Genomic DNA, 25,643 nt, shown 5'->3' with positions numbered 1-25,643 from the left:
GGCCCGTCGGCGTGACCTCGCCCACCACGGGTAGAACGGAGGGATGCCGAGGATCGAAGCGCCGCCCGGCGCGCAGCAGTGGGTGCCGCCGCGACCGCACAGCATCGACGAGCTCAAGCAGGCCGCTGCCGGTTGCCACGGCTGTGAGCTGCACGAGCACGCGACGCAGACGGTCTTCGGCCGGGGCGCTCCGAACGCGAGGATCGTCTTTGTCGGCGAGCAGCCCGGTGACATCGAGGACCAGAAGGGTCTGCCGTTCGTCGGGCCGGCCGGCCGTCTGCTGCGTGACGCCGTGGACGATGCCGGAATCGACCCGTCCGATCTGTACATCACGAACTCCGTGAAGCACTTCCGTTTTGAGCTGCGCGGCTCGAGGCGGATCCACCAGTCGCCCGGCCCGGCGCACATCACCGCCTGCCGGCCCTGGCTGGTCGCCGAGTTCTCGCTGCTCAACCCGGAGCTGGTGGTGATCCTCGGTGCGACCGCGGGCAAGGCGCTGCTGGGGCCGTCGTTCCGGGTGAACCGGTCCCGCGGTCAGCTGATGCCCTGGCCGGCTTCGGCCGAGCATCCGGAGGACTTCCCGGTCGCCGGGATCAGGGCGCTGGCCACGATCCATCCGTCGGCGGTGCTGCGGGCGGACAACCGGGACATCGCCTATCAGGGCCTGGTCGACGACCTGAAGATCGCTGCGGCGGCGGTCGCGGGCTGAGTTCGGCCGCGGAAAGGGCGGTCTTCGGTCATCCGATCGTGTCCGATCGGTGCCCTCAGCGCAGAGTGCCGCACGTCACAAAAGGATTCTGCCCGCCTTGGCGGAAGGAGTCGGCCCACGACCGCGTGGGTACGCTCGTGGCGTGCGATTGACGGACTTCTGGGGGCGCCTTGAACAGGCGTTCGGAGCGGCCTATGCCCGCAGTATCGCGGCCGATCACGCCTTCACCGAGCTGGGCGGTCGCACCATCGACGAGGCCATTGCTCAGGGTGTCGAAACGGTTACCATCTGGCGTGCCGTGGTGACCGCATACCCCGATCGGGTGCCGTCCCGGCTGCGCTGAGCCATTTTTCGTACGCTTGTTCTGGCGTGTCGCTCGATGTCGTACAAGTGTTCGGCTATTGTCCACAGCGGCTCGGCCATCCACAGCGCTCGGTAGGGCGGAGGATTTTTGTCATACCCACCGCATACCGTGTCGGCCGTGGCGAAGAACGCGAAGTCGAATACAGGGGTGGCGGCAATGGCGGCAGGACCGGACCGGGAAAAGGCGCTCGAACTGGCGCTGGCACAGATCGACAAGCAGTTCGGCAAGGGCTCGGTGATGCGGCTCGGAGAGCGGCCGGTCGTGCAGACCGCCGTCATCCCGACCAGCTCCATCGCGCTCGACGTGGCACTCGGCGTCGGCGGCCTGCCGCGTGGCCGGGTCATCGAGGTCTACGGGCCGGAGTCCAGCGGTAAGACCACGGTCGCGCTGCACGCGGTGGCCAACGCGCAGAAGGCCGGCGGCACCGCGGCGTTCATCGACGCCGAGCACGCGCTCGACCCGGTCTACGCCCAGGCGCTCGGCGTCGACACCGACGCGCTGCTGGTCTCCCAGCCGGACACCGGTGAGCAGGCACTGGAGATCGCGGACATGCTGATCCGCTCCGGCGCGCTCGACGTCATCGTCATCGACTCGGTCGCCGCGCTGGTGCCGCGTGCCGAGATCGAGGGCGAGATGGGCGACAGCCACGTCGGTCTGCAGGCCCGGCTGATGAGCCAGGCCCTGCGGAAGATCACCGGCGTGCTCAGCAACACCGGCACGACCGCGATCTTCATCAACCAGCTCCGCGAGAAGATCGGCGTCATGTTCGGCTCGCCGGAGACGACGACCGGCGGTCGCGCGCTGAAGTTCTACGCGTCGGTCCGGCTCGACATCCGCCGCATCGAGGCCCTGAAGGACGGCACCGACGTCGTCGGTAACCGCACCCGGGTCAAGGTCGTGAAGAACAAGGTCGCGGCGCCGTTCAAGCAGGCCGAGTTCGACATCATGTACGGCAAGGGCATCTCGCGCGAGGGTTCGCTGATCGACGTCGGCGTCGAGCAGAGCATCATCCGCAAGTCCGGCGCCTGGTACACGTATGACGGCGATCAGCTCGGCCAGGGCAAGGAGAAGGCGCGCGAGTTCCTCAAGGAGAACCCGGACGTCGCTGCCGAGATCGAGAAGAAGATCCTGGAGAAGCTCGGCGTCGGGCAGACCACCGGGGACGCCGCCGGTGGCCCCGAGCTCCCGCCGGTCGACTTCTGATCCGGTAGATCGCGATGGCCGGGCGACGTGGTGCGCGGTCCGGGCGCGGGTGGGATGCCATCCCGCCCCGGGCCGGCGCCGACGGGCCGGATGAGGGCTCCCCGGGCGATTCTGCCCGGGGAGAGCCCCGGCGCGGTTTCGGCCGGCGCGGTGCGTCCGCGCACCGCCGCCGTCTCGGAGCCGACGACGAGGGCCTGTGGCAGACGATCGGTTCCTCGAGCGAACCGAGCGAGCCCGGCGAACCGAGCGAGCCCGGCGAACCGAGCGAGCCCGGCGAACCGAGCGAGCCCGGCGAACCGAGCGAGCCCGGCGAACCGAGCGGACCCAGCGGGAGAAGCGGACCGAGCTGGAGAAGCGGACCGAGCGGGGCAAGCAAACCGCGCGAGGCCGGCGAACGGAGCGAGGCCGGCGGACCAGGCGAGCCGAACAGGGCAGCCGGCCGAGGCGGCTCCGGCGACGGGCCGGCAAGATCGGCGCAACCCCGGCAGACCGAGTCCGAGCGCGCGCGGGAGATCTGCCTGCGCCAGCTGGCGGCCCGTCCACGCACCCGGGCCGAGCTGGTCAGGGCGCTGACCCGCAAGGAGATCTCCGAGGAGGTCATCGCCGAGGTCCTGGACCGGTATGACGAGGTCGGCATCATCGACGACGCGGCGTTCGCCCGGGCCTGGGTGTCCAGCCGGCATCACGGTCGCGGTCTCGCCCGCCGTGCGCTCGCCAACGAGCTGCGGCAGCGCGGGGTGGACGCCGAGGTGGCAAGCGAGGCTCTGGAGTCCGTGGACGACGAGTCGGAGGCGGAGACCGCCCGGGCTCTCGTCGACCGCAAGCTGCGCACCGCGACCGGCACCCCGGAGGCGGTCTTCCGGCGGCTCGTCGCCATGCTCGCCCGTAAGGGCTATCCGGCCGGCATCGCCATCCGTGCGGTGAAGGACGCTCTGGCCGCCCGCGACGCGGAGGCCGCCGAGTTCGCCGACAACGTGGATGCCGACGCGCTGGCCGATCAGTCTGACCCGCTCTCCTGAGAGCGCGTGGAGCCCCGGTCGATGACGCGAACCCGACCACACTTCACTCACCCGGGCTATGTGCACGTTCCCACCCGTATGAGCAAAGATTGTCCATGGTTGCGCTTCGTAACAAGTGCCCGTGAGCGGAACGAAACCGATCCCGATCCTCTCGGACCCGGCCAAGCCGGCGCCCGCCACTGCGTCCGCGACCCCGGGCACCCGATGCCGGGCCGCGGCGAGCCCATCGGCACGGTGGCTTTGGTCACGTTCGCAAGCCTTCAGGCCGGTATAGTCCTGATCTGAGCCGGTCCACCCGGCTTCGCGGAGAACCTCCGAATTGCCGTCGGTAAACCCGGTGATCATCACGCTCGGTGGACCCGCCGCCCGCCGCCCGGGGCGCGAAACAGTGGCTTGGGGGCCGGCTCCAGAAGTGCCCGATGTTACGGCACGTCGGAAATATCCGGGCGTTATCGTGAGCTGGGCGTAAGCGGGTCTGTGCCCTACGTCCTATCCGCTGCCGAATCATGAGTCCTTGACCGAAGCGGTACTTGCGACCTAGCCTCGCGTTACACAAGGTTTGCTCGACCATCGCAAGCAACACACACAACATAGATCGCATTACATTACGGCATCACTTGACGGGTTCGCCCGCCGCCGGATGCCGCAGACGTCGCCTACCGCTGACCGCGCGGCAGGGCGGTGATACATAACAGCGGTCGACCCCACAACTCCACACACTCTGATCCGATGCCATCAGCAACCGACCCGATGCGGGCCGCGACGGGGCCTTGACGACCGACAGATCGCCTAAGGCATTGTCACCCTCCGTCAACAGTGGGCCGCAAAATCGCAAGGTTGCAAGGGTGCAGAACGGCGAGTGACGCCATCGGTAGCCGCGGAACTCACGGCACCGGCCGGGGTCGCGATCCGTCGAGCACCGACCAGGCAGGCTTCGGACCGGGCAGAGCGGATCGGCCTCCACCGACCAGCCAGGCGGACCTCCGCAGGGCCGGCCGATCAAAGGTCGAGGCCAACCGAGGCTCGAGGCCGACAAAAAGGTCGAGGCTGACCAGAGGCCGAGGCCGGCCAAAGGTCAAGGCCTGGGCCGGCCGAGGGTCCGGACTGACCAGAGGTCAGCCGGGACGACCCGAGGCCGACGGCCGGCGACCGCCCCGCCCGGACCCCCCGAAGCCAGCGGGGAGCCCCCGAGTAGGAACGCCCCACCAGGGCGAACCCGCCCGGGCACTGAAGGCAAGCCGGAAACGGCCGCCCCGGCGCACGAAAAGTGCCGTGGCGACCCCGACGACACCTCCATAAAAGCGGACCCAGAGGAACGACGCCGTACCGGAATCCCGGTCCGGAAGCCGGAACCGGCGGCAACCGGCCTCTCCGAGAGGCGAAGCTGGTAGTCGTTAGGGCGGAGCGTGTGAGCCGGTCATCTGCCTTGGTCGGGCATCCCGCAGAGAGCCCGCGCGCGTGCACACCGCGCCGGCGGCGAAGGGAGACGCGGCGAGATGGCCCCCCAGTACTGGGTGCTCGTAGTAGCGATCGTCGTGCTCGCCGTGTCGATGATTGTCGGCCTGACGCTGGGCGCCCGTGCGCTGCGTCAGTTCCGGACCGACCGGCAGGACGCCCAGGATCGGCAGGATCAGGAGGTCGGCGTCGCTCAGGCGAAGGTCGCCGACGCGAACGCCAAGGCCGCCACGGTGCGCGCCGAGGCGGCTGCCGCGAAGGCCGAAGCCGCCGCCGCCCGGGCCGAGGCCCGCCGGGTGCTGGAGAACGCGCACAGCGAGGCCGACACGATCCTCGAGCACGCCCACCGTCAGGCCGAGGCCGATGTCGAGCAGCTGCGCACCGCCGCCCGCCGGTCCGGGGAGCGCGAGATCGCCCTGCTCAATGCCACGGTGAAGGAGCAGGCGGCGGAGGTCGAGCGCCGCGCCGCCCGGATCGACGAGCGGGAGCGGCTGCACTCCGAGGAGGTCGAGCGGCTGGTCGAGCGGGAGCGCCGGCTCGGCACGCTGGAGTCGGAGCTGACCAAGCGCGAGGCGATTCTCAAGAACCGTGAGGCCGAGATCGAGGCCGCGGAGAACACCAAGCGCCGCGAGCTGGAACGCATCGCCGGCCTCACCGTCGACACCGCCCGGACGGAGCTGATCGAATCGATCGAGGGTCAGGCGAAGCGCGAGGCCGCGATCCTGGTCCGCGACATCGAGCAGGACGCGCGGAACACCGCGGACACCCGGGCCCGGCACATCGTGGTCGACGCGATTCAGCGGATCGCCAGCGAGCAGACCGCGGAGAGCGTGGTCAGCGTCCTGCACCTGCCGAGCGACGAGATGAAGGGCCGGATCATCGGCCGCGAGGGCCGCAACATCCGGGCGTTCGAGTCGACCACCGGCGTCAACCTGATCATCGACGACACCCCGGAGGCGGTGCTGCTCTCCTGCTTCGACCCGGTCCGCCGCGAGGTCGGCCGGCTCACGCTGGAGAAACTGGTCCTCGACGGCCGGATCCACCCGCACCGGATCGAGGAGGTCTTCGACAGCGCGAAGAACGAGGTGGAGCGGCTCTGTGACCGCGCCGCCGAGGAAGCGCTGGTCGACGTCGGCATCACCGACATCCACCCGGAGCTGACCAAGCTGCTGGGCCGTCTGCGCTACCGGACCAGTTACGGCCAGAACGTGCTCAAGCACCTGGTCGAGACCGCCCACATCGCCGGGATCATGGCCGCTGAGCTGGGGCTGGACACGAAGACGATGAAGCGCGCGGCGTTCCTGCACGACATCGGCAAGGCACTGACCCACGAGGTCGAGGGCAGTCACGCGCTGATCGGCGCCGACGTGGCCCGCAAGTACGGCGAGCACGAGGACATCGTCCACGCCATCGAAGCGCATCACAACGAGGTGCCGCCGCAGACCATCGAGGCGGTGCTGACCCAGGCGTCGGACGCCTGCTCGGGCGGGCGTCCGGGCGCCCGGCGGGAGAGTCTCGAGGCGTACGTCAAGCGTCTGGAGCGGATCGAGGAGATCGCCGGCGGCAAGCTCGGCGTCGAGAAGGTCTTCGCGATGCAGGCCGGCCGCGAGATCCGCGTCATGGTCCGCCCCGACGACATCGACGACATCGGCGCCGCGGTCCTGGCCCGCGACGTGGCCAAGCAGATCGAGGAGGAGCTGACCTACCCCGGCCAGATCCGGGTCACGGTCGTCCGCGAGTCCCGGGTGACCGAGTTGGCCCGCTAAAACCCTCAAAATCCAGATTTAGTACGACGGGTGCCAAGCCCCCGCGCCCCGGACGACGCGCCCGTGCCCCGACTCCCGTGACAACGCGAAGTTCAGGGGGGCTCACAACGCCCGCGTCACTCACCCGCGAGCGCCGGCCCACCCTGTCAGCTGGCTCTTCGGGGCGCCTCACCGGCCCGGAAGAGCGCCCCGGACAGCCAGCCCAGCCCGGTGAGCCGGCTGCCAGAGGTGCCTGAAACCCGCCGGGTGTCTAAACCTGCCGGTCCACGTCGTTCACGGGGAGCGGCTTGGCCGCGGTCGTCCGCACCCGCGTCAACCGCCGCTGCAGCCACCACGCGAAGATCGACAGCAGTCCACAGATCCCGATGTAGATCGCCGCCACCACGAGGTACGCCGGCACGTACGGGAACCCGAACGCCAGCCGCCCGCCGATCGTCTTCCCGACCGTCAGCAGCTCCGGGTACGTGATGATGAACCCGAGCGCGGTGTCCTTGAGCAGCACCACGATCTGGCTGACGATGGCCGGCAGCATCGACCGGATCGCCTGTGGCAGCAGGATCATGCGCAGCATCTGCCCCTTGCGGAGCCCGATCGCGTACGCCGCCTCGGACTGCCCGCGCGGCACCGCGTTGATCCCGGCCCGGAAGATCTCGGCCAGCACCGACCCGTTGTAGAGCGTCAGACCGACGACCAGCGCCCACAGGTTGCTGATCGACCAGCCGTACTGCAGGGGCACGTAGTAGCCGAAGAAGATCAGGACGAGCAGCGGGATGGCCCGGAACAGCTCGACCACACCGGTCGACGGCGCCCGCAGGATCCGGTGGTCGCTGAGCCGCCCGGCCGCGAAGACCGCCCCGAAGAGCAGCGCCAGCACGGCCGCGATCCCGGCCGCCTTGAGTGTCGCCAGCAGGCCGTTGAGCAGTTCCGTCTGCACGGCCTGGTACTCGAACTGGGCCCACCGCCGGTACTCGAACTGCCCGGTCTCGTTGAACCGGTAGATCACCCAGGCGATCAGCGCCAGGATCCCGACCGTGGCCAGGACACCGATGATCAGATTCCGCCGCTTGCCACGCGGGCCGGGCAGGTCATAGAGAACCGAGGAGCTCATCGTGTCACCTCCGCTTCGCTCCGGCGTCCCGATGAGTTGATGACTGTGTTCATGGATTCGCTCGCAAGCTCGCTCATCGGGTCACCGCCAACTTGCGCTCGAGGACCCGCTGCAGCACGACCAGCGGAGTGATCAAAACGAGGAAGCCGATGACGATCCAGAGCAGCACGTAGAACTGCGGCTCGCCGAACTCGGCCATGTAGGCCGGGATGGCCCCGGCCTCGACCACCGAGAAGCCGGCCGCCACGGTGGTGTTCTTCAGCATCGCGATCAGGACGCTCATCAGCGGCGGGACCATCGCCCGCAGCGCCTGCGGCAGCACCACCTGGGTGAGCACCTGGGCGAAGGAGAGGCCGAGGGCCCGGGCCGCCTCGGCCTGCCCGGGGGCAACCGTGTTGACGCCGGAGCGGACCACTTCGCAGATGAAGGCGGCGGTGTAGACGGTGAGCGCGACCGTCGCGGCGGTGAAGTAGTCGAAGTTGATGTCGAGCTTCGGGGCGGCGAAGACCAGGAACGCGAAGACCAGCGTCAACGGCGTGTTGCGCACGATGTTGACGTAGGTGGCGCCGAACCAGCGCAGCGCCGGGATCGGCGAGACCCGGAACGCGCCGAGCAGGACGCCCAGCATCAGGCAGCCGACGGCGGCGATCAGGAACAGTTTCACCGTGTTGCCGAAGCCGTGGGCGAACAGGCTCCAGTGGTCCGTCAGTACGTGCAGGAAGTCCGACATTCCCCGTCCCTTGTGAAACGGCCGCGGCCGGGCGGTGGCCCGGCCGCGGTCACAGCGATCTGGATCAGTACCGCTCGAGGGTCGGCGGCGTGGCCGGCGAGCCGGACTTGCCCAGCGTGCCGTCGTAGATCTTCTGCCAGGTGCCGTCCTTGAAGGCGGCCTCCAGCTGGTTGTTGACGTAGTCGCGCAGTGCCTTGTCGTCGTGCGACAGGCCGATGCCGTACTTCTCGGTGCTGAACGGCTGGCCGACGACCTTCAGGTCGGTCGAGTTCTGCGCGGCGTAGCCCTTGAGGATCGCGTCGTCGGTGGTGACCGCGTCGACCTTCTTGTCGAGCAGCTGCGAGACGCACTCGGAGTAGGTCTTGAACTCGACGATGTTCTCCGGCTCGGTCAGCTTCTCGTCCTTGACCCGCTGGATCGGGGTCGAGCCGGTGGCCGAGCAGACCTTCTTGCCCTTGAGCGTGTCCTTGCCGGTGATCGCCGACTCGTCCTTGCGGACCAGCAGGTCCTGACCGGCCACGAAGTACGGCCCGGCGAACGCGACGTCAGCCTTGCGCTTGTCCGTGATCGAGTAGGTGCCGACGTAGTAGTCGATCTCCCCGCCCTTGATCGCGGTCTCGCGGTTGGCCGACGGGATCTCCTTGTACTCGATCTTCGCCGGGTCGACGCCCAGCTTGGACGCGATGTACTGGGCGATCTCGATGTCGAAGCCGCAGCGCTTGCCGGCGGTGTCCTTGTAGCCCAGGTTCGGCTGGTCGAACTTGACGCCGATGACGACCTTGCCGGCCGACTTGATCTTGTCGAAGGTGGGGCTGCCGGCGACCGCCGCGGCGGTGTCCGCCGTGAAGGTCGTGCCGGAGGACTTGCAGGTGTCCGAGATCGGTGCGGCGCCGCTGGCGCCACTGTCACCGCTGGCCGTCGGGGTGCCCTCCTTGCCGCACGCGGTCAGCGTGAAGGCGAATGCCGCAGCGGTGGCGAACACCGCTACCCGCTTCATGCCCATGATCAACTCTCTCCTCTGCATCCAGTGGTGACTGGAATCGGCTTGGGGGCCGGTCAACGGGGGATTACTCAGTGCGTCAAGATCTTGGAAAGGAAGTCCTTGGCCCGGTCGCTCTTCGGGTTCGCGAAGAACTCGGCCGGGGGCGCCTGCTCGACCAGCTGGCCGTCGGCCATGAAGACCACGCGGTTCGCCGCGTGCCGGGCGAAGCCCATCTCGTGGGTGACGACCACCATGGTCATCCCCTCCTTGGCCAGCGACATCATCACGTCCAGCACCTCGCCCACCATCTCCGGGTCGAGCGCACTTGTCGGCTCGTCGAAGAGCAACGCCTTGGGCTGCATCGCGAGGGCGCGGGCGATCGCGACGCGCTGCTGCTGGCCACCGGAGAGCTGGGCCGGGAACTTGTCCGCCTGGCTGGCGATGCCGACCCGCTCCAGCAGCGACATCGCCCGTTCCCGGGCGACGGCCGGCTTCTCCTTGCGGACCTTCACCGGCCCGAGCATCACGTTCTGCAGGATGGTCTTGTGCGCGAAGAGGTTGAACGACTGGAAGACCATGCCGACCTCACTGCGCAGCCGGGCCAGCGGTCGGCCCTCGGCGGGCAGCGGCCGGCCGTCGAACGTGATCGTGCCCGAGTCGATCGGCTCCAGCCGGTTGATCGCCCGGCAGAGCGTGGACTTGCCGGAGCCGGAGGGTCCGATCACGACGACGACCTCGCCGCGCTCGACGGACAGATCGACATCCTGCAGCACGTGCAGTGGACCGAACCACTTGTTCACGTTTTCGAGAACGATCAGTGCCTCGCCCGTCACTCGTGTCCACTCCGCTCGTCAGGTACGTCGTTGGCAGACACAGTAGGGGGACATCGGTATCGGAAGGTGACGAGATTGGTCACGGAGCGGTAACGCAGCCATCGCAGGGCGAAAGGTACGGGAAAGATGACAGGTATGGCTGGCCTCTGGAACTGGTCCGCCGCCGGGCTGATCGAGCCCGAGCGCGTACGGAATGCCCTGGCAGGCGCACTGGAGACGCCGGTGACGGAGTTGCCCATGGGTGTGCCCGGCGGCCTGCTGTGCGACGTGTATCACGTCGGTGGCGACTTTCCGACACTGATCGACGTATTTCTTGCTCCCGACGAAATTGCCGAGGAGACGGTTGCCAGCGCGGTGGCAGTTCGGCTAGGCGTCTCGCTGCTGCTTCCCGACGACACCCTCAACCCCACCCGGTACGTGCTGGCCGAGCCGGACGGGACGCTGCGGGCCGTCCACGTCGACGAGGAGGAGACCGACGACGGCGTCGAGCGGCGGCACGCCCGTCCGTGCACCGGCGCCGACCCGGCCTGTGCCACCGGGCCCGGCTGTGGCCGTTCCCGGTTCGATCCGGGCCGCCCCGCGGCCGCCTGAGGAAAGTTAACTCCCGGAGTACTCCGCGTGAAAGTACCGTCCACGACGGACATCGTTTGACCTGCGTACAAGCTATATCGTGCCTGATCCGGCACAGATTCCATTGCTATAAGTCACTGCGTGAGATCATTCTTGCGGGCCACGGCATCCGTGGCTCTTCTCAGCACCGTTCTCCTCATTCCGAGCACCCCGGCCCCGGCCGCGGCGAGCAGCGCCACCCGCCTGCCGGCCAACCCCGGCTTCGAGTCCGGCCTCACCTCGTGGACCGCCGACAGCGGCGCGGCGACCGCGACCACCACCACCGTCCACAGCGGCTCTGGCGCTCTGCAGATCACCGACGCCAGTACGACCACCGGCGTCAGTGTCCGCGGTTCGGCCCTCGCCGTGGTGCCGGGCGAGCGGCTCACCGCCGGCATCTGGGTCAAGCAGGCCGTGGCCGGCGCCGGCGGCTTCCTCTACCTGGAGTTCCGCCGCGCCGACGGCTCCCGCACCACGCCGGTGCTGTCCCGGGCGGCCGCCTCGTCGACCGCCTGGCAGCAGCTGACCGTGACCGGCGACGCGCCCGACGACGCGGTGACCGCGAACGTGCTGGCCTACTCCAGCCTGGCCGGCTCCGGCACGACGTACTGGGACGACGCGACCGTCAGCGCGCTGCCCGCGCCGCTGCGCAAGGTGCCGAACGCCGGCTTCGAGGAGCAGCGCGACACCGCGTACCCGACCCAGTGGGCGACCGACAAGACCGGCGTCAGCCTGGTGCGGGACGCGTCCGCGTTCGAGGGTGACACCGCGGTCCGGATCACCGACAACAGCACCACCGACGCCGTCTCGGTGCTCAGCAAGGCCGTGCCGGTCGCGGTCGGCGAGACGATCACGGCGTCGGCCTGGGCGAACCCGCTCAGCGGCGAGGGCGCGACCCTCTATCTCGAGTTCCGGGACGCCGGCGGCGACCGGCTCGGCGCCACTACTGCCGGCCCCGGTTCCGCGGGGAGCGGCTGGCAGCGGGTGAGCGTGACGGCCACCGCCCCGGCGTCGACCACCACGCTGACGGTGCGGCTCTACAGCCTGCTCGGCTCGGAGGGCACCACCACCTGGGACGACGTACGGCTGCGGTCCAGCGCGGACACGTCGTACGCCCCGGCGCTCGCGGCCGGCCAGCCGGTGCTCTTCGCCGGTGACCAGCGGATCGAGTCCTACACCGGGGTGACCCACCAGGTTTTCGCGGGCACCAAGGCGAACACGACCGGCATCGTACTCGGCAAGGGCACCGCGGCGTACACCGCGAACCCCCGCTGCAGCTGCACGGTTCTGCCCGGCGGGACCGGCGAGCCGAAGTGGAAGCTGTGGTTCTCCGGCAGTCCGCAGGACGGGCTCAACGCCGGCTACGCGACCAGCGAGGACGGCTTGACCTTCCAGCACGTCGCGATCGTCACCGGCGCCCCGTCCCTCGGCGGCGTGGTCGCGAATCCGGCTTGGACCAGCGGCAGCGGCGTGCCCCGCTACTTCGGCCTCGCCAAGCGCACCACCACCTCCGGCAACCAGTACTACTGGGTGCAGTCGGCGGACGGCATCGCCTGGACCGAGGTGCCGGACTCGACGCCGCTGGCCGGCTTCGACGTGGCGAACGTGACCTACGACCCGATCGCCGGGCTCTTCGTCGCCCAGATCAAGAAGCACCTCAGCATTCCGCTCGGCCCGCGCACCACCTGGGTCTCCACCAGCACGAACTTCGTGCGGTGGAGCACGCCGCGCCCGTCGTTCGCGACCGACGGACTGGACGACGAGCTGATCACCGGCGCGGGCCGGCACGGGCAGACGCCGTGGAGCGAGGTCTACGGCATGCCGGCGATCCGTTACGGCGACCAGTACCTGGGTACGCCGTGGATCTTCGACATCACGTACAGCCCGAACCGGGACGACGGCGACAACGGCCCGGACAAGGGCCGCGGCCACCTGGAGCTGGCCACCTCGCAGGACCTGGTCAACTGGAGCCGTCCGAGTCGCGGTGACCTGGTCACGCCCGGTGCGGCCGGCAGCTGGGACTACGGCTTCCAGCTCGGCGGCACCACGCTGACCACCGTGACCACCGCGGCCGGCGAGCGGGAGACCCGGTTCTACTACGGCTCGTTCGCGGGCGAGCACAGCTGTTCGGCGGCGAACGTCACGGCCGGCGACTGCACCTACGCCGCGGGCAACTCCAACGTCGGCATGGTCTCCTGGCCGGCCGACCGGTTCGCCTCGTTCCACGGCGCCGGCACCGTCACCACCCGCCCGCTGACCCCGGCCGGGTCCACGCTGACGGTCAATTACGCCCCGGGCGCCGGCGGCGACAACCTGAAGGTCGAGGTGCTCGACACCAACGGCACCGTCATCCCCGGGTACGGCGCAGCGGCCGTCACCCCGATCACCACGGACGCCAAGGCGCCGGGCGTCCAGGTCACCTGGGGTGCGAACACCACGCTGCCGAGCGGCCGGATCCGGCTGCGCTTCACCCAGACCGGTGGCGATCTGTTCGCCTTCACGGTGAACTGAATCCCTGAGTGATCGGGCGGGTGGTCACGGCCACCCGCCCGATCCGTTTCCGGAGCGGATGGCAGTACCCTGGTCAATTGCCATGACTACCGAGATGCAGGGCACCCCGCGCACCTACGACGTGCGCACCTACGGCTGCCAGATGAACGTGCACGACAGCGAGCGGATCTCCGGCCTGATGGAGGACGCCGGCTATGTGCGCGCCGCTGACGCCGACGCGGCTGACGTGGTCGTCTTCAACACCTGCGCGGTCCGGGAGAACGCCGACAACCGCCTTTACGGCAACCTCGGCCACCTGCGCCCGACGAAGGTGAAGAACCCGGGCATGCAGATCGCGGTCGGCGGCTGCCTGGCGCAGAAGGACAAGGGCGACATCGTCAAGAAGGCGCCCTGGGTCGACGTGGTCTTCGGCACGCACAACATCGGCTCGTTGCCGGCCATGCTCGAACGGGCGCGGCACAACGAGGAGGCGCAGGTGGAGATCCTCGAGTCGCTCGAGGTGTTCCCGTCCACGCTGCCCACCAAGCGCGAATCGACGTACGCGGGATGGGTCTCGATCTCGGTGGGGTGCAACAACACCTGCACGTTCTGCATCGTCCCGTCGTTGCGCGGCAAGGAGAAGGATCGCCGCCCGGGCGACATCCTGGCCGAGGTGCGCGCGCTCGTCGCCGAGGGTGTGTCCGAGGTCACGCTGCTCGGGCAGAACGTGAACTCCTACGGCGTCGAGTTCGGTGACCGGCTCGCCTTCGGCAAGCTGCTGCGCGCCTGCGGCGAGGTGGCGGGCCTGGAGCGGGTGCGGTTCACCAGCCCGCACCCGAAGGACTTCACCGACGACGTGATCGCCGCGATGGCCGAGACGCCGAACGTGTGCCACTCGCTGCACATGCCGCTGCAGTCCGGCTCCGACCGTGTGCTCAAGGCCATGCGCCGCAGTTACCGCCAGGAGAAATACCTGGGCATCATCGAGAAGGTCCGCGCCGCCATGCCGGACGCCGCGATCACCACCGACATCATCGTCGGCTTCCCCGGCGAGACCGACGAGGATTTCGAGCAGACCCTCGAGGTGGTCCGCCAGGCCCGTTTCTCCAGCGCCTTCACCTTCCAGTACTCGAAGCGCCCGGGCACCCCGGCCGCGACGATGGAGGAGCAGATCCCCAAGAAGGTCGTCCAGGAGCGTTACGAGCGCCTGATCGCCCTCCTCGAGGAGATCACCTGGGCCGAGAACAAGAAGCTCGTCGGCGAGAAGGTCGAGGTCCTGGTCGCGGTCGGCGAGGGCCGCAAGGACGAGCGCACCGGCCGGATGAGCGGCCGCGCCCGCGACGGCCGCCTGGTCCACTTCGACACCGGCTCGCTCCGGCCGCGCCCCGGCGACATCGTCGAAACCGTGATCACCTACGCCGCGCCGCACCACCTGAACGCCGACGGCGCCCCGCTCAGCCACCGCCGCACCCGTGCCGGCGACGCCTTCGAGGCCGGCATCACGCCGAAGCTCAAGGGCGTCTCGCTCGGCCTGCCGACGATCGGCGTCCCGGCCCCGCTGCCCCCGGCCGCCGAGGGCTGCGCCCTCTGAGCGGCATCAACCGGCCCGGCGTTCCGGCGCCGGGCCGCTGCCACCTCAGGTTTCAGGCGATTTTCCCGTACGAGGGTGAGCCCGCGACCGTCCGCAGCTGACGCAACAGGGCGCCGGTCCCCGGTGGATCGGGCGGATCACCGTAGGCCGCCGCATAGACTTTTCGGCTCGTCGCGGGCAGCTGCACCGTGCGTACGCCCGAATTGTGGTGTGCGGCAAGCGCGAGCCAGGGCAGAACCGTGACCCCCAAGCCGGCCGCGACCAGCGCCTGCACCGCGACGTAGTCGTCGGTGGTGAAGCGGATGTCCGGCTGGAAGCCGGCCGCCGCGCACGCCCGCAGCAGCTCTCCCCGGCAGCGCTCACACCCGGAGATCCAGGGCCGGTCGCGATGGTCGGCGAGCGTGTCGCCGGTCCACCCGGCCGGCGTCACCAGGTGCAGCGGCTCCTCCAGCAGGAGTTCGTGTCGCAGGCCCTCGAGGTCCGGCGCGGGCTCGTCCGGATAGGCGAACATCAGCGCGACCTCGACCTCGCCGTTGCGCAGCAGCCGGACCGCCTCGGGCGGCTCGGCCTCGGAGAAGCGCAGGTCGACGCCGGGATGCGCAGCGGCGAACCCGGCGGCCGCGGCCGGCACGAACGTTCCCAGCGCGGACGGGAACGCGGCGAGCCGCACCCGGCCCGAGCGCAGCCCGGTGTGCGCCGCGAGCTCCGCCTCCGCGGCGTCCAGCCGGCCCAGGATCTCCTCGGCGCGCTCGGCCAGCATCCGGCCCGCGTCGGTGAGCCGGATGCCGCGCCCGGCGCGCTGGGTCAGCCGGCTGCCGGTCTCCGCCTCCAGGCGTGCGAGGTGGTGGCTGACCGAGGGCTGGGCGTAGTGCAGCGCCTGCGCGGCGGCGGTCACGGAGCCGTGCCGGGCGACCGCGACCAGCACTCGGAGACGGGACACGTCGAGCATGGCGGCAACCTATCAACGCAGTCTATCGCTCCGCCAGGAATCCGGCATTGGACCGATGAGTCCTGCCGGGCCGACGATCGACGGCATGGAGTTGACCTTCGCCGACATCCGCGCCGCGCACGACGTCGTCCGCCGGCACCTGCCGCCCACGCCACTGTGGAACCACCCGCTGCTGGACCGCGCCCTCGGCACGACCGTGCTGGTCAAGCACGAGAACACGCAACCGGTCGGCGCGTTCAAGGTGCGCGGCGGCCTGACCCTGCTCGACGCCATGCCGGCGCACGAGCGGGCCCGCGGCACGGTCACCTGGTCCACCGGCAACCACGCGCAGTCGATCGCCTACGCCAGCCACCTGTACGACGCGCCGTGCACGGTCGTCATGCCGTCGACCGCCGGCCCGTCGAAGGCCGCCGCGGTCGAGGCCCGGGGCGGTCGCGTGGTGCTGACCGGCGACACCCTGGAGGACGCCCAGCAGCACGCCGGGAAATTGGCCGCCGAGACCGGCGCGCGGCTGGTCAGCCCGGGCGACACCCCGGAACTGCTGGCCGGGGTCGGCACCCTCTACCTGGAGATCCTCGAGAAGGCCCCGGCCGTGGACACGATCGTCGTCCCGGTCGGCAGCGGCACCGGCGCGGCCGCCGCCTGCCTGGTCACCGCGGCCCTGGCCGCGGACTGCGCGGTGATCGGCGTGCAGTCGGCCGCGTCACCGGCCGCGCACGACTCGTGGCGCGCCGGCGAGCCGCTGGCCCGTCCCAACCGGACCTCGGTCGCCGGGCTGGCCACCGGCCGCGGTTACGCCCTGCCGCAGCGGATCATGCGGGCCGGGCTGGCCGACTTCGTGCTGGTCGGCGACGACGAGATCGGCGCGGCGCGGCGACTGCTCGCCACCGCCGCGCACACCCTGGCCGAGGGCGCCGGGGCGGCTGCCGTCGCGGCCGTGCTGAGCCGTCCGGACCTGTTCGCCGGCCGTTCCGTCGCGGTGGTCTGCACCGGTGGCAACGCCGACTCGGCCGAACTGGGCACACTGGTCGATGGCCGGGAGTGATTGCCTCGTGACACACTGAAGGCCGTCGACGTGCTGCCGAGGTGACGATGGCCAACTTTCCCCGGGCGCCGCTGTCGTCCTGGAGTGAGCAACGCCAGCCGGGCGTGACCGCGACCCGTGTGCTGTTCACCCTGGCCGGCCTGACCGCGCTGGTCCTGGGATACGTCGGCCTCGATCAGTACCTGGCGACCGCGTCCGACCCGCACAGCCGCGACCCGCTCAACCTGACCTACAACACGCTCCAGCTCTTCGTGCTCGGGTCGGATCCGCTGCAGGACGCGGTGCGCATCCCGCTCGCCCTGCAGATCGCCCGGTTCGTCGCGCCGGCCGTCACGCTCTACGCGCTCTTCGAGGCCGGACGGGTGCTGCTGGCCACCGAGATGCGCCGCTGGCGGGCCCGCCGCGCCCGCGGCCACGTCGTGGTCTGCGGGGACACCGCGGTCGCCCGCACCCTGGCCGAGCGGCTGCACCTGGCCGGCCGCCGCGTCGTGCTGGTCCGGACCAGACCGATCGGCCCGCTGGAGCTGCGCAGCCACGGCCTGCTCGGTGTGGAGGGCGACGCCCGCGAGCCCGACGTGCTGCGCGGCGCGTCGGCGGGGCGCGCCGCGGTGATCTACGCCTGCACCGAGTCGAGCGCGATCAACCTGGCGATCGCCGCCGGCGCCGCCCGGGTGGCCGGTGAGGGCCACCGTGACCTGGCGATCTACGCCCAGATCCACGAGCCCGACTGGGCCCTCACCCTGCAGGCCCGCCGCCTCGGGGTGCCCGACGTGCGGGCGCAACGGCTCGACTTCTTCCAGATCGACCAGCTCGCCGTCCAGGTGCTGCTGGCCCAGCAGCCACTGACCGCCCGGACCGACGAGGTGCCCCGGGTGCTGCTCGCCGGCGACTCGCCGCTGATCCGGGCGATGCTGATCGAACTGGCCCGGCACTGGCGGCTGCGGCGGGGCCGGCCCGGCCGCCGGATCGAGGTGGACTTCGTCGCCCCGGACGCGACCCGCTTGCTGGAGCGCATCGCCCGGCGCCATCCCGGGCTGCGCGACGACTGCCGTGTCACGCCGTACGAGTCGACCGTCGAAGACCTGCTCGCCGACCGCCCCGACCTGCGCTACGACCGCGCTTTCGTGTTCTTCGCCGACGAGAAGTACGGGTTGCAGCTCGCCCTCACGGAGTACCGGTTGTGGCACCGCGTCGCCGGTGACGTGGTGGTCGCCGTCGAAGGCCTCGCCGACTTCGCCGACGCGTTCAGCCCGAAGCACCCACCACCGCTGCTGGACCCGCTCAACGGCCGGCTCAAACTGTTCTCCCCGGCCGCGGCCGGCTGCGACCCGGAACTGATCGCCGAGGACCTCGCCGAGCGCCTGGCCCGCCTGATCCACGAGCGGTACATGATCGCCGCCGGCCCGGCCGGTGACGACCGGCCCGCCGTCCTCTCCTGGTCCGACCTGCCCGAGTCGCTGCGCCGGTCGAACCGCTTGCAGGCCGCCGACATCGGTCCGAAACTGCACCAGGTGAACTGCGCGATCGTGCCCAGCGACGGCTCGGGCGACGTCTTCCGCTTCCGCGACGACGAGATCGAGTCCCTGGCCCGCCGCGAGTCGCGTCGCTGGATCGAGGCGACCCGGGCCGAGGCGCGGGAACGGGGCGTGCCGGTGCCCCCGCAGGCGGCTCGCTATGTGCGCGACTGGGAGGATCTGCCGGACGACGGCCGCGAGAAGTGTCGAGCGGCAATCCGTGACATTCCGGACATTCTAGGCGAGGCTGGCTTTCAGGTCGTCCGCTTGGCGGAGACTGGAACGACCCGGGCACTGTTCCCGGCATGAACCGACCGCATCATGATCAGAACGCCGACGGCGGCAAGGGGGAACGATGATTCGCATCGGGGTGACGGGCCACATCGGGCTCGAACCGTCTTCCCATCGCCTGATTCACGCGGCGATCAAGGCCGAGTTGCGCCGGCACCGCCGGGTCCACGGGGTGACCTGCCTGGCCGACGGTGCGGACCGGATCTTCGTCCGGGCGATCCGAGCGTGTCGCGGCACCTTCGAGGCGGTGTTGCCGGTGCCCGAGATAAGCGCCGCCCCGGAAGAGGATCCCGTTCTGCGTGAGCTGATCAAGCGGGCCACCGACGTCACGCGGATCACCGTGCCGGGGCCGCCCGAGTTGTCGTACGAGGCGGCCAGCCGTGAAGTGGTCGACCGCTGTGACCTGCTGCTGGCCGTCTGGGACGGCAGCACGGCCGGAACGCGCGGCGGCACCGCCGAGACGGTGGCCTTCGCCGAGGCCTGCGGCAAGCGGGTTCAGCGCATCTGGCCCGACGGCGCCCGCCGGTTACCCATGTCGCCCGCGGTCCCGGTTCTGGTCGGCTGACTCAGGCCCCGCTGCTCGGCGTGGCCGTTCGACGAGGCCGGCGGCTGACGGTGGGCGAGCCCGGCCAGCGCGATCTGATCCCGGATGCGGGTCGTGGTCGCCGCCCACTGCGGGGTGAAGCCGGGCCGCCGGTCCAGCGCCGCCCAGATCGGCACCAGGTGGTCGGGAACGTGGGCGGCCGGCATCCACAGGTGCAGAAGATGCTCCACGATCGGGCGCAGCCGCGCCGACCGGATCTCCGGGTCGCGGCTGAAGGCCAGCGCCGAGGTGAGGTGCGCGGTGACCGTCGACAGCAGCCAGTCGTGCAGCGCCAGGTCGCCGCAGAGCGTCACGACGGCTTCCAGATCGTCGTCCGGGACCCGCAGCCGGACGGTGCGCAGCTCGTCCGAGACGAGCGTGAACGTCGCGCTGATCGTGGAGATGTCCTTGTCCAGCTCGGCCGTCCAGCGCAGCCGGGTGCGCTGAGCCAGGACCGGTGGCAGGTTGTCGAGCGACCGGGACCGCTGGACCAGATCGAGCATCCGCCCGGCGATCGCCTGCATCTCCACCGCCTCGGCCTGGTGCAGGCCGGTCAGCACCCCGTTCTCGACGTCCTTGTCGTCGAGCTTGCCGATCGCCTCGATCTGGCCGGGGCTGGCCAGATAATGCGACCAGGACGGGTGGCGGCGGGACTTGCGGGCCTTGGCCGTGTACGCGAACGCGGAGCCCTGGGCCACGTGGCCGCCGACGACGACGGCGCGGGACACCACCGTGCCGATGCCCCGGGTCTGCCGGCCGGTGGTGCTCGGCAGCTTGCAGTCCACACCCTCGAGCCGGTCGGCCGAGACGGAGCGGGCGATCGGGCGCTCGATCGAGTGGACGACGTCGTCGGGCCCGAAGGCGAGCACGGCGCGGACCGATCGGCGTGACATCGCGGCGGAGTGCTGCAACAGTCCGGTCTGGACCTCACCGAAGGCCAACATCGTTCCTCCGCGTACGGCGTTGTGTGCCGGGCAAGCGGCCGCCGTTTACCCGTTTCTTATCCTGACGGCCCCGTAGGGTGCCAGGCAAATCCGCGGCGCCGCATGTCTCGCGGCGGACCGTCCGCGGAAGAATAGCGGGAGCGTCGCCGCGCTTGTCGGATGCCACGATTCCAGGCAGTTCTACGTCCGGGAGTCACCCGCTAGTGTCATGTAGTGACCGTTGTCGACATCGATGCCCGCAGCCCCGGCCGGGGCGCTCGTGGCTCGATGGCGCCGTCGGCCGTGGCCCTGGCACGCGCCGCCTACGCTGAGGCCTCGGTGAGCCGCCCCGGCGACGGGAGTGACGGGTGACCAGCGCCTACATCTCAGCCACGTTCAAGGACCTCGAGTACCAGCGCGAGGCGATCCGCAATGTCCTCATGCAGTTGCACGTGGACATCCGCATGATGGAGGGGTATGTCGCGGATTCCAGCGCGCCCCTCGCGCGCTGCCTGGCCGACGTCGAGGCATGCGACATCTACATCGGCATCTTCGCCTGGCGCTACGGCTACCAGCCGCCGAAGCAGACGAAGTCCATCACCCACCTGGAGTACGAGCAGGCCGTCGCCACCGGTAAGACGTGCCTGATCTTCCTGCACGACGAGGACGCCTCCTGGCCGGTGTGCTACGTCGACCGCGGCGCCGACTCGGATCGCGTCGCCGACCTGCGCCGGGTGCTCCAGCGTGACCGGACGTGCAGCTACTTCGACACCATCGACAAGCTCAAGCTGGAGGTCTACATCGCGGTCAGCGCGGTGCTGACGACCCGGCGCCGGTCCCGCCGGGCGCCCCGGGCCCTGGTGAGGTCGCACCCCCGGGTGCCGACCGGGCTCAGCCCGGACGTGACCCAGCGCTACTTCGAGCGCATCTCGCAGCAGTACGGCACGCTCGTCTGGGACGCCCTGGTCGAGGAGGTCCGGTCGGGCAACGCGGCCGAGCTCGCCGACGTCTTCGTCGAGCCGTTCGTCCAGGCCGACCAGCGGTCCGGGCCCGGTCCGGGCACGCCGATCGCCCCGGCGGAGAGCTCGCTCGACCGCGGTGACCTGGCGATCTCCTGGCCGGCCCGCCCGGTGCTGGACGTGCTCGGCGCGGAGCCGGAGAAACGGCTGGTCCTGGTCGGCGACGCCGGCACGGGTAAGTCCGCCGTCGTGCGCTACCTGACGCTCGGGCTCGCCCGGGCGCACGCCGACGACCGGCTGGCCGGGCTGGCCGGGCATCTGCCGGTCATGATCGAGCTCCGGTCGTACGTGGCCGCGCTCGACGCCGGGCGCTGCACCGCCTTCTCGGAGTACCTGGTCGGCCGGGCCGCCCGCGACGGCTACCAGGAGGAGCCGGACGGGATCAACCGGCACCTGGCCCACGGCGACCCGGCCGTGGTCGTCTTCGACGGCCTCGACGAGATCTTCGACCGCCACCGCCGGGAGGAGATCGCCGGGCAGATCGCCACGTTCGCCGCGAGCTTCCCGCACGCCCGGGTGGTGGTGACCGCCCGGTCCGCCGAGCACTCCCGGCGAGCGCTGTCCCCGGCCGGCTTCACCCATTACACCCTCCAGCCGTTCGCCGAGGAGCAGACGATCGAGTTCCTGCACCGCTGGTACCGCTCGGTGCCCGGCGCGGAACCCTCGGAGGCCGTGCTGAAGGGCGACTCGCTGGTCAGCGCGATCCAGCGCCTGCCCGAGCTGAGCGAGCTGGCCGGCAACCCGATGCTGCTGAGCATCCTGGCCGCCGTCGACCGTCCGCGGATGTTGACCAAGCAGCGCTGGCGGCTCTACGAGCAGGCGGCCCGCACCCTCGTCGAGGCCTGGGACGACACCCGTGAGCTGCGCCCCACGTCCGACCGGACGCGGGTGCTGCGCGGCTCGCAGAAGCGGGAGCTGCTGCGCCGCCTCGCCTTCGACGTGATGTCGGAGAACGTGCCCACCGACGGCGGCTACCTCAGCGGTGAACAGCTCCAGCGGGTCTTCGCCGGGTATCTGATCGAGGCGTACCAGACGCCGGCGAGCGAGGCCGACAACGTGGCCGCCTCCATGATCGAGCAGCTGTGGCAGCGCAGCTTCATCCTGGTACGCCGGGGCGCCGACGACTACACCTTCGCCCACCGCACGTTCCTGGAGTTCTTCTGCGCCTGGTCGATCTCCCTGCGGTTCCAGGGCCACGACTCCACGGTGGAGGAGCTGCGCACGCTGTTCCGGGAGCGCTGGACCAATCCGGGGTGGCGGGAGACCCTGCGACAGGTGGCCGGCCGGCTCAAGTCGCAGGCTCGCGCCGGTGAGCTCATCGAACTGCTCGTCGAGGTGGATCAGGGCTGGACCGCGTTCGTCGAGTCCGGCGAGGGGCGCGTCGGGCCGGACGCGGACCCGCCGTGGAACCTGGCCCTGGCCGTGCAGTGCCTGGCTGCGGTCCGCCCGCTCGCGCCCGCCCGGCGCGCGGCCGAGCTGGCGTTGCGCCACGTCGTCAGGCTCATCGAGTACTGCGTGGCGACCCAGGACCCGGAGCACGCCGCCCTGCTGGTCGACGAGATCATTCCCGCGGTGGAGGAGATCGGCCCGGAGTGGCCGGGCCGCGAGGCCTACATCGAGTGGTACCGGGCCACCGGGATGACGATCGTGGCCAACCCGGCAGCGGCCGCGGCCGCCCGGATCATGGCACTTCTGGCCCTCCCGGCCGAACAGGTCGAGGGCCTGTTCGCCGCCCGGATGACGCCGGAGGCCGACGTGCGGGTCGTCTGCGCCGCGGTGGCCGCGCTGGGCGAGTTGATCCACAAGGCGGTGCGCCGCGACGTCCCCGAGGAGGTCGAATCGGCCGCGGGCCCGCTGATCGGAGCCTCCGGCGATCCCCGGGCGGTGGTCCGGCTGGCCGCGGTGCAGGCGTTGGGCGAGCTCGTCGCGGTGCACCAGGGTGCCCGCGAGGTGGTCCTCCGGGCGGCCGAGTTCGACCGTTTCTCCGAGGTGCAGCTGTCCGCCGTCCAGATCATCGGCGATCGGCTGCACGCCTCCCCGGAGGCCATGCGGGTCCTGCTGGCCTGCCGGTCGCCGCAGACGCAGACGTCCGGCACGGTCCGGGCCGCCGCGCTGCGTGTCCTGGCCCGGGGCCGCCAGCTGTCGCCCGACGTGGAGCGGATTCTGGTCGATGCCTGCGGCTCCGACCCGGCGCCCGAGGTCGTGGAGACCGCGGCCGGGCTGCTGCTGCCCCGCGCCGACGGCGGGATCGAGGCCCGTGAGCTGCTCATCCAGCGGCTGGAGGCGGACGCCGACGCCCGGGTGCGCCGGGTCGCGGTCCGGCTCCTGGCCCGCACCGGCCCGGCCCGGGTGCTGCTCGACCGGGTCCGCAGCGATCGGGACGGCGGCGTGATCCGGTATGCCGCCGCCGCGCTGGCCGGCCGGGGCGCCGAGTTGCGTACGCGCCTGTCCCAGACGCTGGTCAAGCGGCTGAACACCGAGCCGGACGAGGTGGTCCGGCTGTCCCTCGTGCGGGCGATCGGCGAACTCTGCGCCGAGGTGCCCGGGGCCGAGGACGTCCTCGCCCAGTTCGCCGTCGGCGACATCGAGCCGACCGTGCGGCAGGCGGCGCTGCAGACGATGCCGAAGCCGGCGGGGAACGGGCGGCGCCGGGCCCTGCTCGGGCAGATCCTGCGGACCGACAAGGCCCCCTCGGTCAGCCGGGCGGCCGTCGAGATCCTGGCGCAGGACACCGATCCGGCGGTCATCCCGATGCTGGCCGAGGCGGCAGCCGAGGGCCGTGATCTGGACACCCGGCTCGGAGCGCTGCACGGGCTGGCCGGCCGGACCCTGCCGGACGAGGTGGGGGAGCGCCTGCTCGGGCTGACCGGTGCCGGCAACCACCCGCAGATCCGGTTGACCGCCCTGCGGGCACTGATCCTCGCGGTGTGCCCGGGCGTCGATCGTTCGGCGGTACTGCTGGACCGTCTCGCCGAGGACGCGGTGGACGAGGTCTTCGCCGCGGCGGCCGACGCGGCGCTCGCCGACGCCGCGATCCGGGAACGCGCCTGGCGGATCATCGCGGATCGCGCGGAGAGGGACTCCTCCGCGGAGATCCGCGCGCTGGCAGTGTCGCGGCTCGGATCCGCCGGCACTCACCCTGGCGCGAGCGAAGTGATCCGGCGGGTGCTCCGCCGGGACCCGAAGCCGGCCGTGGTCGCCGAGTCCGCCCGCTCAGCCGCCGAGCTGGGCCTCGCCGACGGCGAGAGTCTCCTGCTGAACCGGATCGACGACCCGGACCAGCTGATGCAGCGCGCCGTCGTGGAGGCGGCCGCGCTGTGGGTGGCCGACGGCGAGCGGATCCGGAACGCGCTGCTGGCCCGGGCCCGATCGGCCCGGGGCGCAGCGGTCCGCCGGGCCGCCGTCACGTCACTGGCCGCGGTCGTGCATCTCCCCGAGGTGCACGCTGTCCTGACGGAGTGCCTCCACGACACCGACCTGCGGGTCAAGGACGCGGCTCGTGCCGTCCTGGAGATCAATCCCCGGTGGAAGGAGCATCCCACTCGTTGATGAAGGCGTAATCGATACGGTTGAGGATGTCCGCGGACAGGGTGATGCCCTCGTTGTCGGCGCGGGTGATGAGGTCCCGCCCGGCGTAATCGTCGATGCGCACGCGCTGCAGCACGGTGCGGGCCGCCAGCTCGACCTCCATGAACCCGGCCGGGAGGATGGAGACGGTCCGGTACGCACAGAACGGCCTCGGCCGTGGGGTCATCTGGATCACCGGAGGCATCTCGGCCCAGGTGTCCGGATAGGTGCTGATCGAGACCGGCTGCATCAGCCCCGCGTTCTTCGGCCGGATCAGGCCGAGCCGCAGGAGCTGCCAGACCGCGGCCAGGAAGGCGCAGGACCACTTGTCCCGGTCACGGATCTCCACGTCGACGAAGACGGAGTGCCGGGCGGCCGCGGTCTGGATCGGCGGCTCCCACGCCGACATGGCCAAAGCGGGAGCCGCACTGACGTTGGGTGACCGTTTGCCGTTGGAGAGCCAGCCGCTCTCCTTGACCGTCGGACGCGCGCCGGTGGTGCCCGGGTGCGGTTCCGGAACGATCTGTTCGAAGACCTTGCGTGCGAGGCTGACGCCTTCCATCTCGGCGCAACTCGACTCGCGCGCGATGTAGTCGATGGTGAGGTTGTTCAGCTCCGCCGCTCGCAGGACCTTCTTGATGATCTCCTCGGGGCCGCCGAGCTGGCTGAAGTAGTCGTCGATCAGGAAGCAGGTGCTGATCCGCTGGGCGTTCCGGCCCGAGCCGGCATTCCCGGTGATCGCCTTGAACCACGGCTCGACGTTGGCGAAGTAGTCGACGAGGTAGTTCTCGTCGGCCAGATCCTCCATGTAGAGGTGGCCCAGCTCGAGGGAGGTATGGGACAGCGCGACCGAAGGGGCTGGCTTCTCCGATGTCATCGTCTCTTCGTAGTCG

Annotated in this window: 20 protein-coding genes; 13 read left to right on the top strand and 7 right to left on the bottom strand. The window is 70.6% G+C overall.

What is annotated here, in order from left to right:
- The first annotated feature begins 43 nt into the window (after positions 1–43).
- From ACH442_RS07880 to rny, 5 genes are all read left to right on the top strand, one after another.
- A complete protein-coding gene (locus tag ACH442_RS07880) occupies positions 44–709 on the top strand; it encodes a UdgX family uracil-DNA binding protein (RefSeq protein ID WP_396337185.1) in 666 nt (221 codons plus the stop codon).
- Between the two features lie 142 nt (positions 710–851).
- Positions 852–1,052 carry a DUF3046 domain-containing protein gene (locus ACH442_RS07875; protein ID WP_396337184.1) on the top strand — a complete coding sequence of 67 codons (201 nt, stop codon included), beginning with the start codon at positions 852–854 and terminating at the stop codon, positions 1,050–1,052.
- 177 nt (positions 1,053–1,229) lie between these two features.
- The gene (gene recA / locus ACH442_RS07870) at positions 1,230–2,276 is read left to right on the top strand and encodes a recombinase RecA (RefSeq protein WP_396337183.1); all 1,047 of its coding nucleotides are present in this window, start codon (positions 1,230–1,232) and stop codon (positions 2,274–2,276) included.
- Positions 2,277–2,290: 14 nt separating this feature from the next.
- Complete coding sequence (locus tag ACH442_RS07865; RefSeq protein WP_396337182.1) at positions 2,291–3,295, top strand: RecX family transcriptional regulator; 1,005 nt, start codon at positions 2,291–2,293, stop codon at positions 3,293–3,295.
- A 1,496-nt stretch (positions 3,296–4,791) separates the two neighbouring features.
- Positions 4,792–6,516, top strand: coding sequence for a ribonuclease Y (rny, locus tag ACH442_RS07860; RefSeq protein ID WP_396337181.1), 1,725 nt, complete (start codon positions 4,792–4,794; stop codon positions 6,514–6,516).
- Between the two features lie 250 nt (positions 6,517–6,766).
- Here rny and ACH442_RS07855 read toward each other — a convergent pair whose 3' ends face one another.
- The 4 genes from ACH442_RS07855 to ACH442_RS07840 form a co-directional block, all read right to left on the bottom strand.
- Complete coding sequence (locus ACH442_RS07855; RefSeq protein WP_396337180.1) at positions 6,767–7,624, bottom strand: amino acid ABC transporter permease; 858 nt, start codon at positions 7,622–7,624, stop codon at positions 6,767–6,769.
- 73 nt (positions 7,625–7,697) lie between these two features.
- Positions 7,698–8,354 (bottom strand): amino acid ABC transporter permease, encoded by a 657-nt coding sequence (locus tag ACH442_RS07850; RefSeq protein ID WP_396337179.1) that lies wholly within the window; start codon positions 8,352–8,354, stop codon positions 7,698–7,700.
- A 64-nt stretch (positions 8,355–8,418) separates the two neighbouring features.
- Positions 8,419–9,357 carry a glutamate ABC transporter substrate-binding protein gene (locus ACH442_RS07845; RefSeq protein WP_396337178.1) on the bottom strand — a complete coding sequence of 313 codons (939 nt, stop codon included), beginning with the start codon at positions 9,355–9,357 and terminating at the stop codon, positions 8,419–8,421.
- 68 nt (positions 9,358–9,425) lie between these two features.
- A complete protein-coding gene (locus tag ACH442_RS07840) occupies positions 9,426–10,169 on the bottom strand; it encodes an amino acid ABC transporter ATP-binding protein (protein WP_396337177.1) in 744 nt (247 codons plus the stop codon).
- 135 nt (positions 10,170–10,304) lie between these two features.
- Between ACH442_RS07840 and ACH442_RS07835 the strand changes: the two genes are divergently transcribed.
- The 3 genes from ACH442_RS07835 (at position 10,305) to miaB (ending at position 14,859) form a co-directional block, all read left to right on the top strand.
- A complete protein-coding gene (locus ACH442_RS07835) occupies positions 10,305–10,760 on the top strand; it encodes a hypothetical protein (protein WP_396337176.1) in 456 nt (151 codons plus the stop codon).
- A gap of 120 nt (positions 10,761–10,880) precedes the next feature.
- Positions 10,881–13,289, top strand: coding sequence for a carbohydrate binding domain-containing protein (locus tag ACH442_RS07830; RefSeq protein ID WP_396337175.1), 2,409 nt, complete (start codon positions 10,881–10,883; stop codon positions 13,287–13,289).
- Positions 13,290–13,371: 82 nt separating this feature from the next.
- Positions 13,372–14,859 carry a tRNA (N6-isopentenyl adenosine(37)-C2)-methylthiotransferase MiaB gene (gene miaB, locus ACH442_RS07825; RefSeq protein WP_396337174.1) on the top strand — a complete coding sequence of 496 codons (1,488 nt, stop codon included), beginning with the start codon at positions 13,372–13,374 and terminating at the stop codon, positions 14,857–14,859.
- Positions 14,860–14,911: 52 nt separating this feature from the next.
- Here the strand turns inward: miaB and ACH442_RS07820 are convergent, their stop codons facing one another.
- Complete coding sequence (locus ACH442_RS07820; RefSeq protein ID WP_396337173.1) at positions 14,912–15,808, bottom strand: LysR family transcriptional regulator; 897 nt, start codon at positions 15,806–15,808, stop codon at positions 14,912–14,914.
- Positions 15,809–15,863: 55 nt separating this feature from the next.
- On the opposite strand from ACH442_RS07820, the gene ACH442_RS07815 reads away from it, so the two are divergent.
- From ACH442_RS07815 to ACH442_RS07805, 3 genes are read left to right on the top strand one after another with little or no spacing between them, the layout of a single operon-like run.
- On the top strand, positions 15,864–16,853 hold the full coding sequence (locus tag ACH442_RS07815) for a threonine/serine dehydratase (RefSeq protein ID WP_396337172.1): 990 nt from the start codon (positions 15,864–15,866) through the stop codon (positions 16,851–16,853).
- Positions 16,854–16,900: 47 nt separating this feature from the next.
- Positions 16,901–18,676, top strand: a complete 1,776-nt coding sequence (locus ACH442_RS07810; protein WP_396337171.1) for an NAD-binding protein — start codon at positions 16,901–16,903, stop codon at positions 18,674–18,676.
- Between the two features lie 46 nt (positions 18,677–18,722).
- The gene (locus tag ACH442_RS07805) at positions 18,723–19,223 is read left to right on the top strand and encodes a hypothetical protein (protein WP_396337170.1); all 501 of its coding nucleotides are present in this window, start codon (positions 18,723–18,725) and stop codon (positions 19,221–19,223) included.
- Here ACH442_RS07805 and ACH442_RS07800 read toward each other — a convergent pair.
- Complete coding sequence (locus tag ACH442_RS07800; RefSeq protein ID WP_396337169.1) at positions 19,154–20,185, bottom strand: SCO2521 family protein; 1,032 nt, start codon at positions 20,183–20,185, stop codon at positions 19,154–19,156. The genes ACH442_RS07805 and ACH442_RS07800 overlap by 70 nt on opposite strands.
- Before the next feature lie 213 nt (positions 20,186–20,398).
- Here ACH442_RS07800 and ACH442_RS07795 point away from each other — a divergent pair, with 213 nt between their 5' ends.
- Positions 20,399–20,536, top strand: coding sequence for a hypothetical protein (locus ACH442_RS07795; protein ID WP_396337168.1), 138 nt, complete (start codon positions 20,399–20,401; stop codon positions 20,534–20,536).
- Positions 20,533–24,732: a HEAT repeat domain-containing protein gene (locus ACH442_RS07790; protein WP_396337167.1), complete on the top strand. Its 4,200-nt coding sequence runs from the start codon at positions 20,533–20,535 to the stop codon at positions 24,730–24,732. The genes ACH442_RS07795 and ACH442_RS07790 overlap by 4 nt, the downstream gene beginning before the upstream one ends.
- Here ACH442_RS07790 and ACH442_RS07785 read toward each other — a convergent pair.
- Positions 24,698–25,627, bottom strand: a complete 930-nt coding sequence (locus ACH442_RS07785) for an SCO2522 family protein (protein WP_396337166.1) — start codon at positions 25,625–25,627, stop codon at positions 24,698–24,700. The genes ACH442_RS07790 and ACH442_RS07785 overlap by 35 nt on opposite strands.
- Positions 25,628–25,643 lie beyond the last annotated feature (16 nt).

The organism is Actinoplanes sp. NPDC020271 (genome assembly GCF_044388125.1).
Taxonomy (GTDB): Bacteria; Actinomycetota; Actinomycetes; order Mycobacteriales; family Micromonosporaceae; genus Actinoplanes.
This window is presented reverse-complemented; position numbering and strand designations above follow the sequence as displayed.

Coding starts and splice junctions, on each gene's coding strand:
- ACH442_RS07880 (WP_396337185.1), top strand. CDS start 44: ATGCCGAGGATCGAAGCGCCGCCCGGCGCGCAGCAGTGGGTGCCGCCG.
- recA (WP_396337183.1), top strand. CDS start 1,230: ATGGCGGCAGGACCGGACCGGGAAAAGGCGCTCGAACTGGCGCTGGCA.
- ACH442_RS07865 (WP_396337182.1), top strand. CDS start 2,291: ATGGCCGGGCGACGTGGTGCGCGGTCCGGGCGCGGGTGGGATGCCATC.
- rny (WP_396337181.1), top strand. CDS start 4,792: ATGGCCCCCCAGTACTGGGTGCTCGTAGTAGCGATCGTCGTGCTCGCC.
- ACH442_RS07855 (WP_396337180.1), bottom strand. CDS start 7,624: ATGAGCTCCTCGGTTCTCTATGACCTGCCCGGCCCGCGTGGCAAGCGG.
- ACH442_RS07850 (WP_396337179.1), bottom strand. CDS start 8,354: ATGTCGGACTTCCTGCACGTACTGACGGACCACTGGAGCCTGTTCGCC.
- ACH442_RS07845 (WP_396337178.1), bottom strand. CDS start 9,357: ATGGGCATGAAGCGGGTAGCGGTGTTCGCCACCGCTGCGGCATTCGCC.
- ACH442_RS07835 (WP_396337176.1), top strand. CDS start 10,305: ATGGCTGGCCTCTGGAACTGGTCCGCCGCCGGGCTGATCGAGCCCGAG.
- miaB (WP_396337174.1), top strand. CDS start 13,372: ATGACTACCGAGATGCAGGGCACCCCGCGCACCTACGACGTGCGCACC.
- ACH442_RS07820 (WP_396337173.1), bottom strand. CDS start 15,808: ATGCTCGACGTGTCCCGTCTCCGAGTGCTGGTCGCGGTCGCCCGGCAC.
- ACH442_RS07815 (WP_396337172.1), top strand. CDS start 15,864: ATGAGTCCTGCCGGGCCGACGATCGACGGCATGGAGTTGACCTTCGCC.
- ACH442_RS07810 (WP_396337171.1), top strand. CDS start 16,901: ATGGCCAACTTTCCCCGGGCGCCGCTGTCGTCCTGGAGTGAGCAACGC.
- ACH442_RS07805 (WP_396337170.1), top strand. CDS start 18,723: ATGATTCGCATCGGGGTGACGGGCCACATCGGGCTCGAACCGTCTTCC.
- ACH442_RS07800 (WP_396337169.1), bottom strand. CDS start 20,185: ATGTTGGCCTTCGGTGAGGTCCAGACCGGACTGTTGCAGCACTCCGCC.
- ACH442_RS07785 (WP_396337166.1), bottom strand. CDS start 25,627: ATGACATCGGAGAAGCCAGCCCCTTCGGTCGCGCTGTCCCATACCTCC.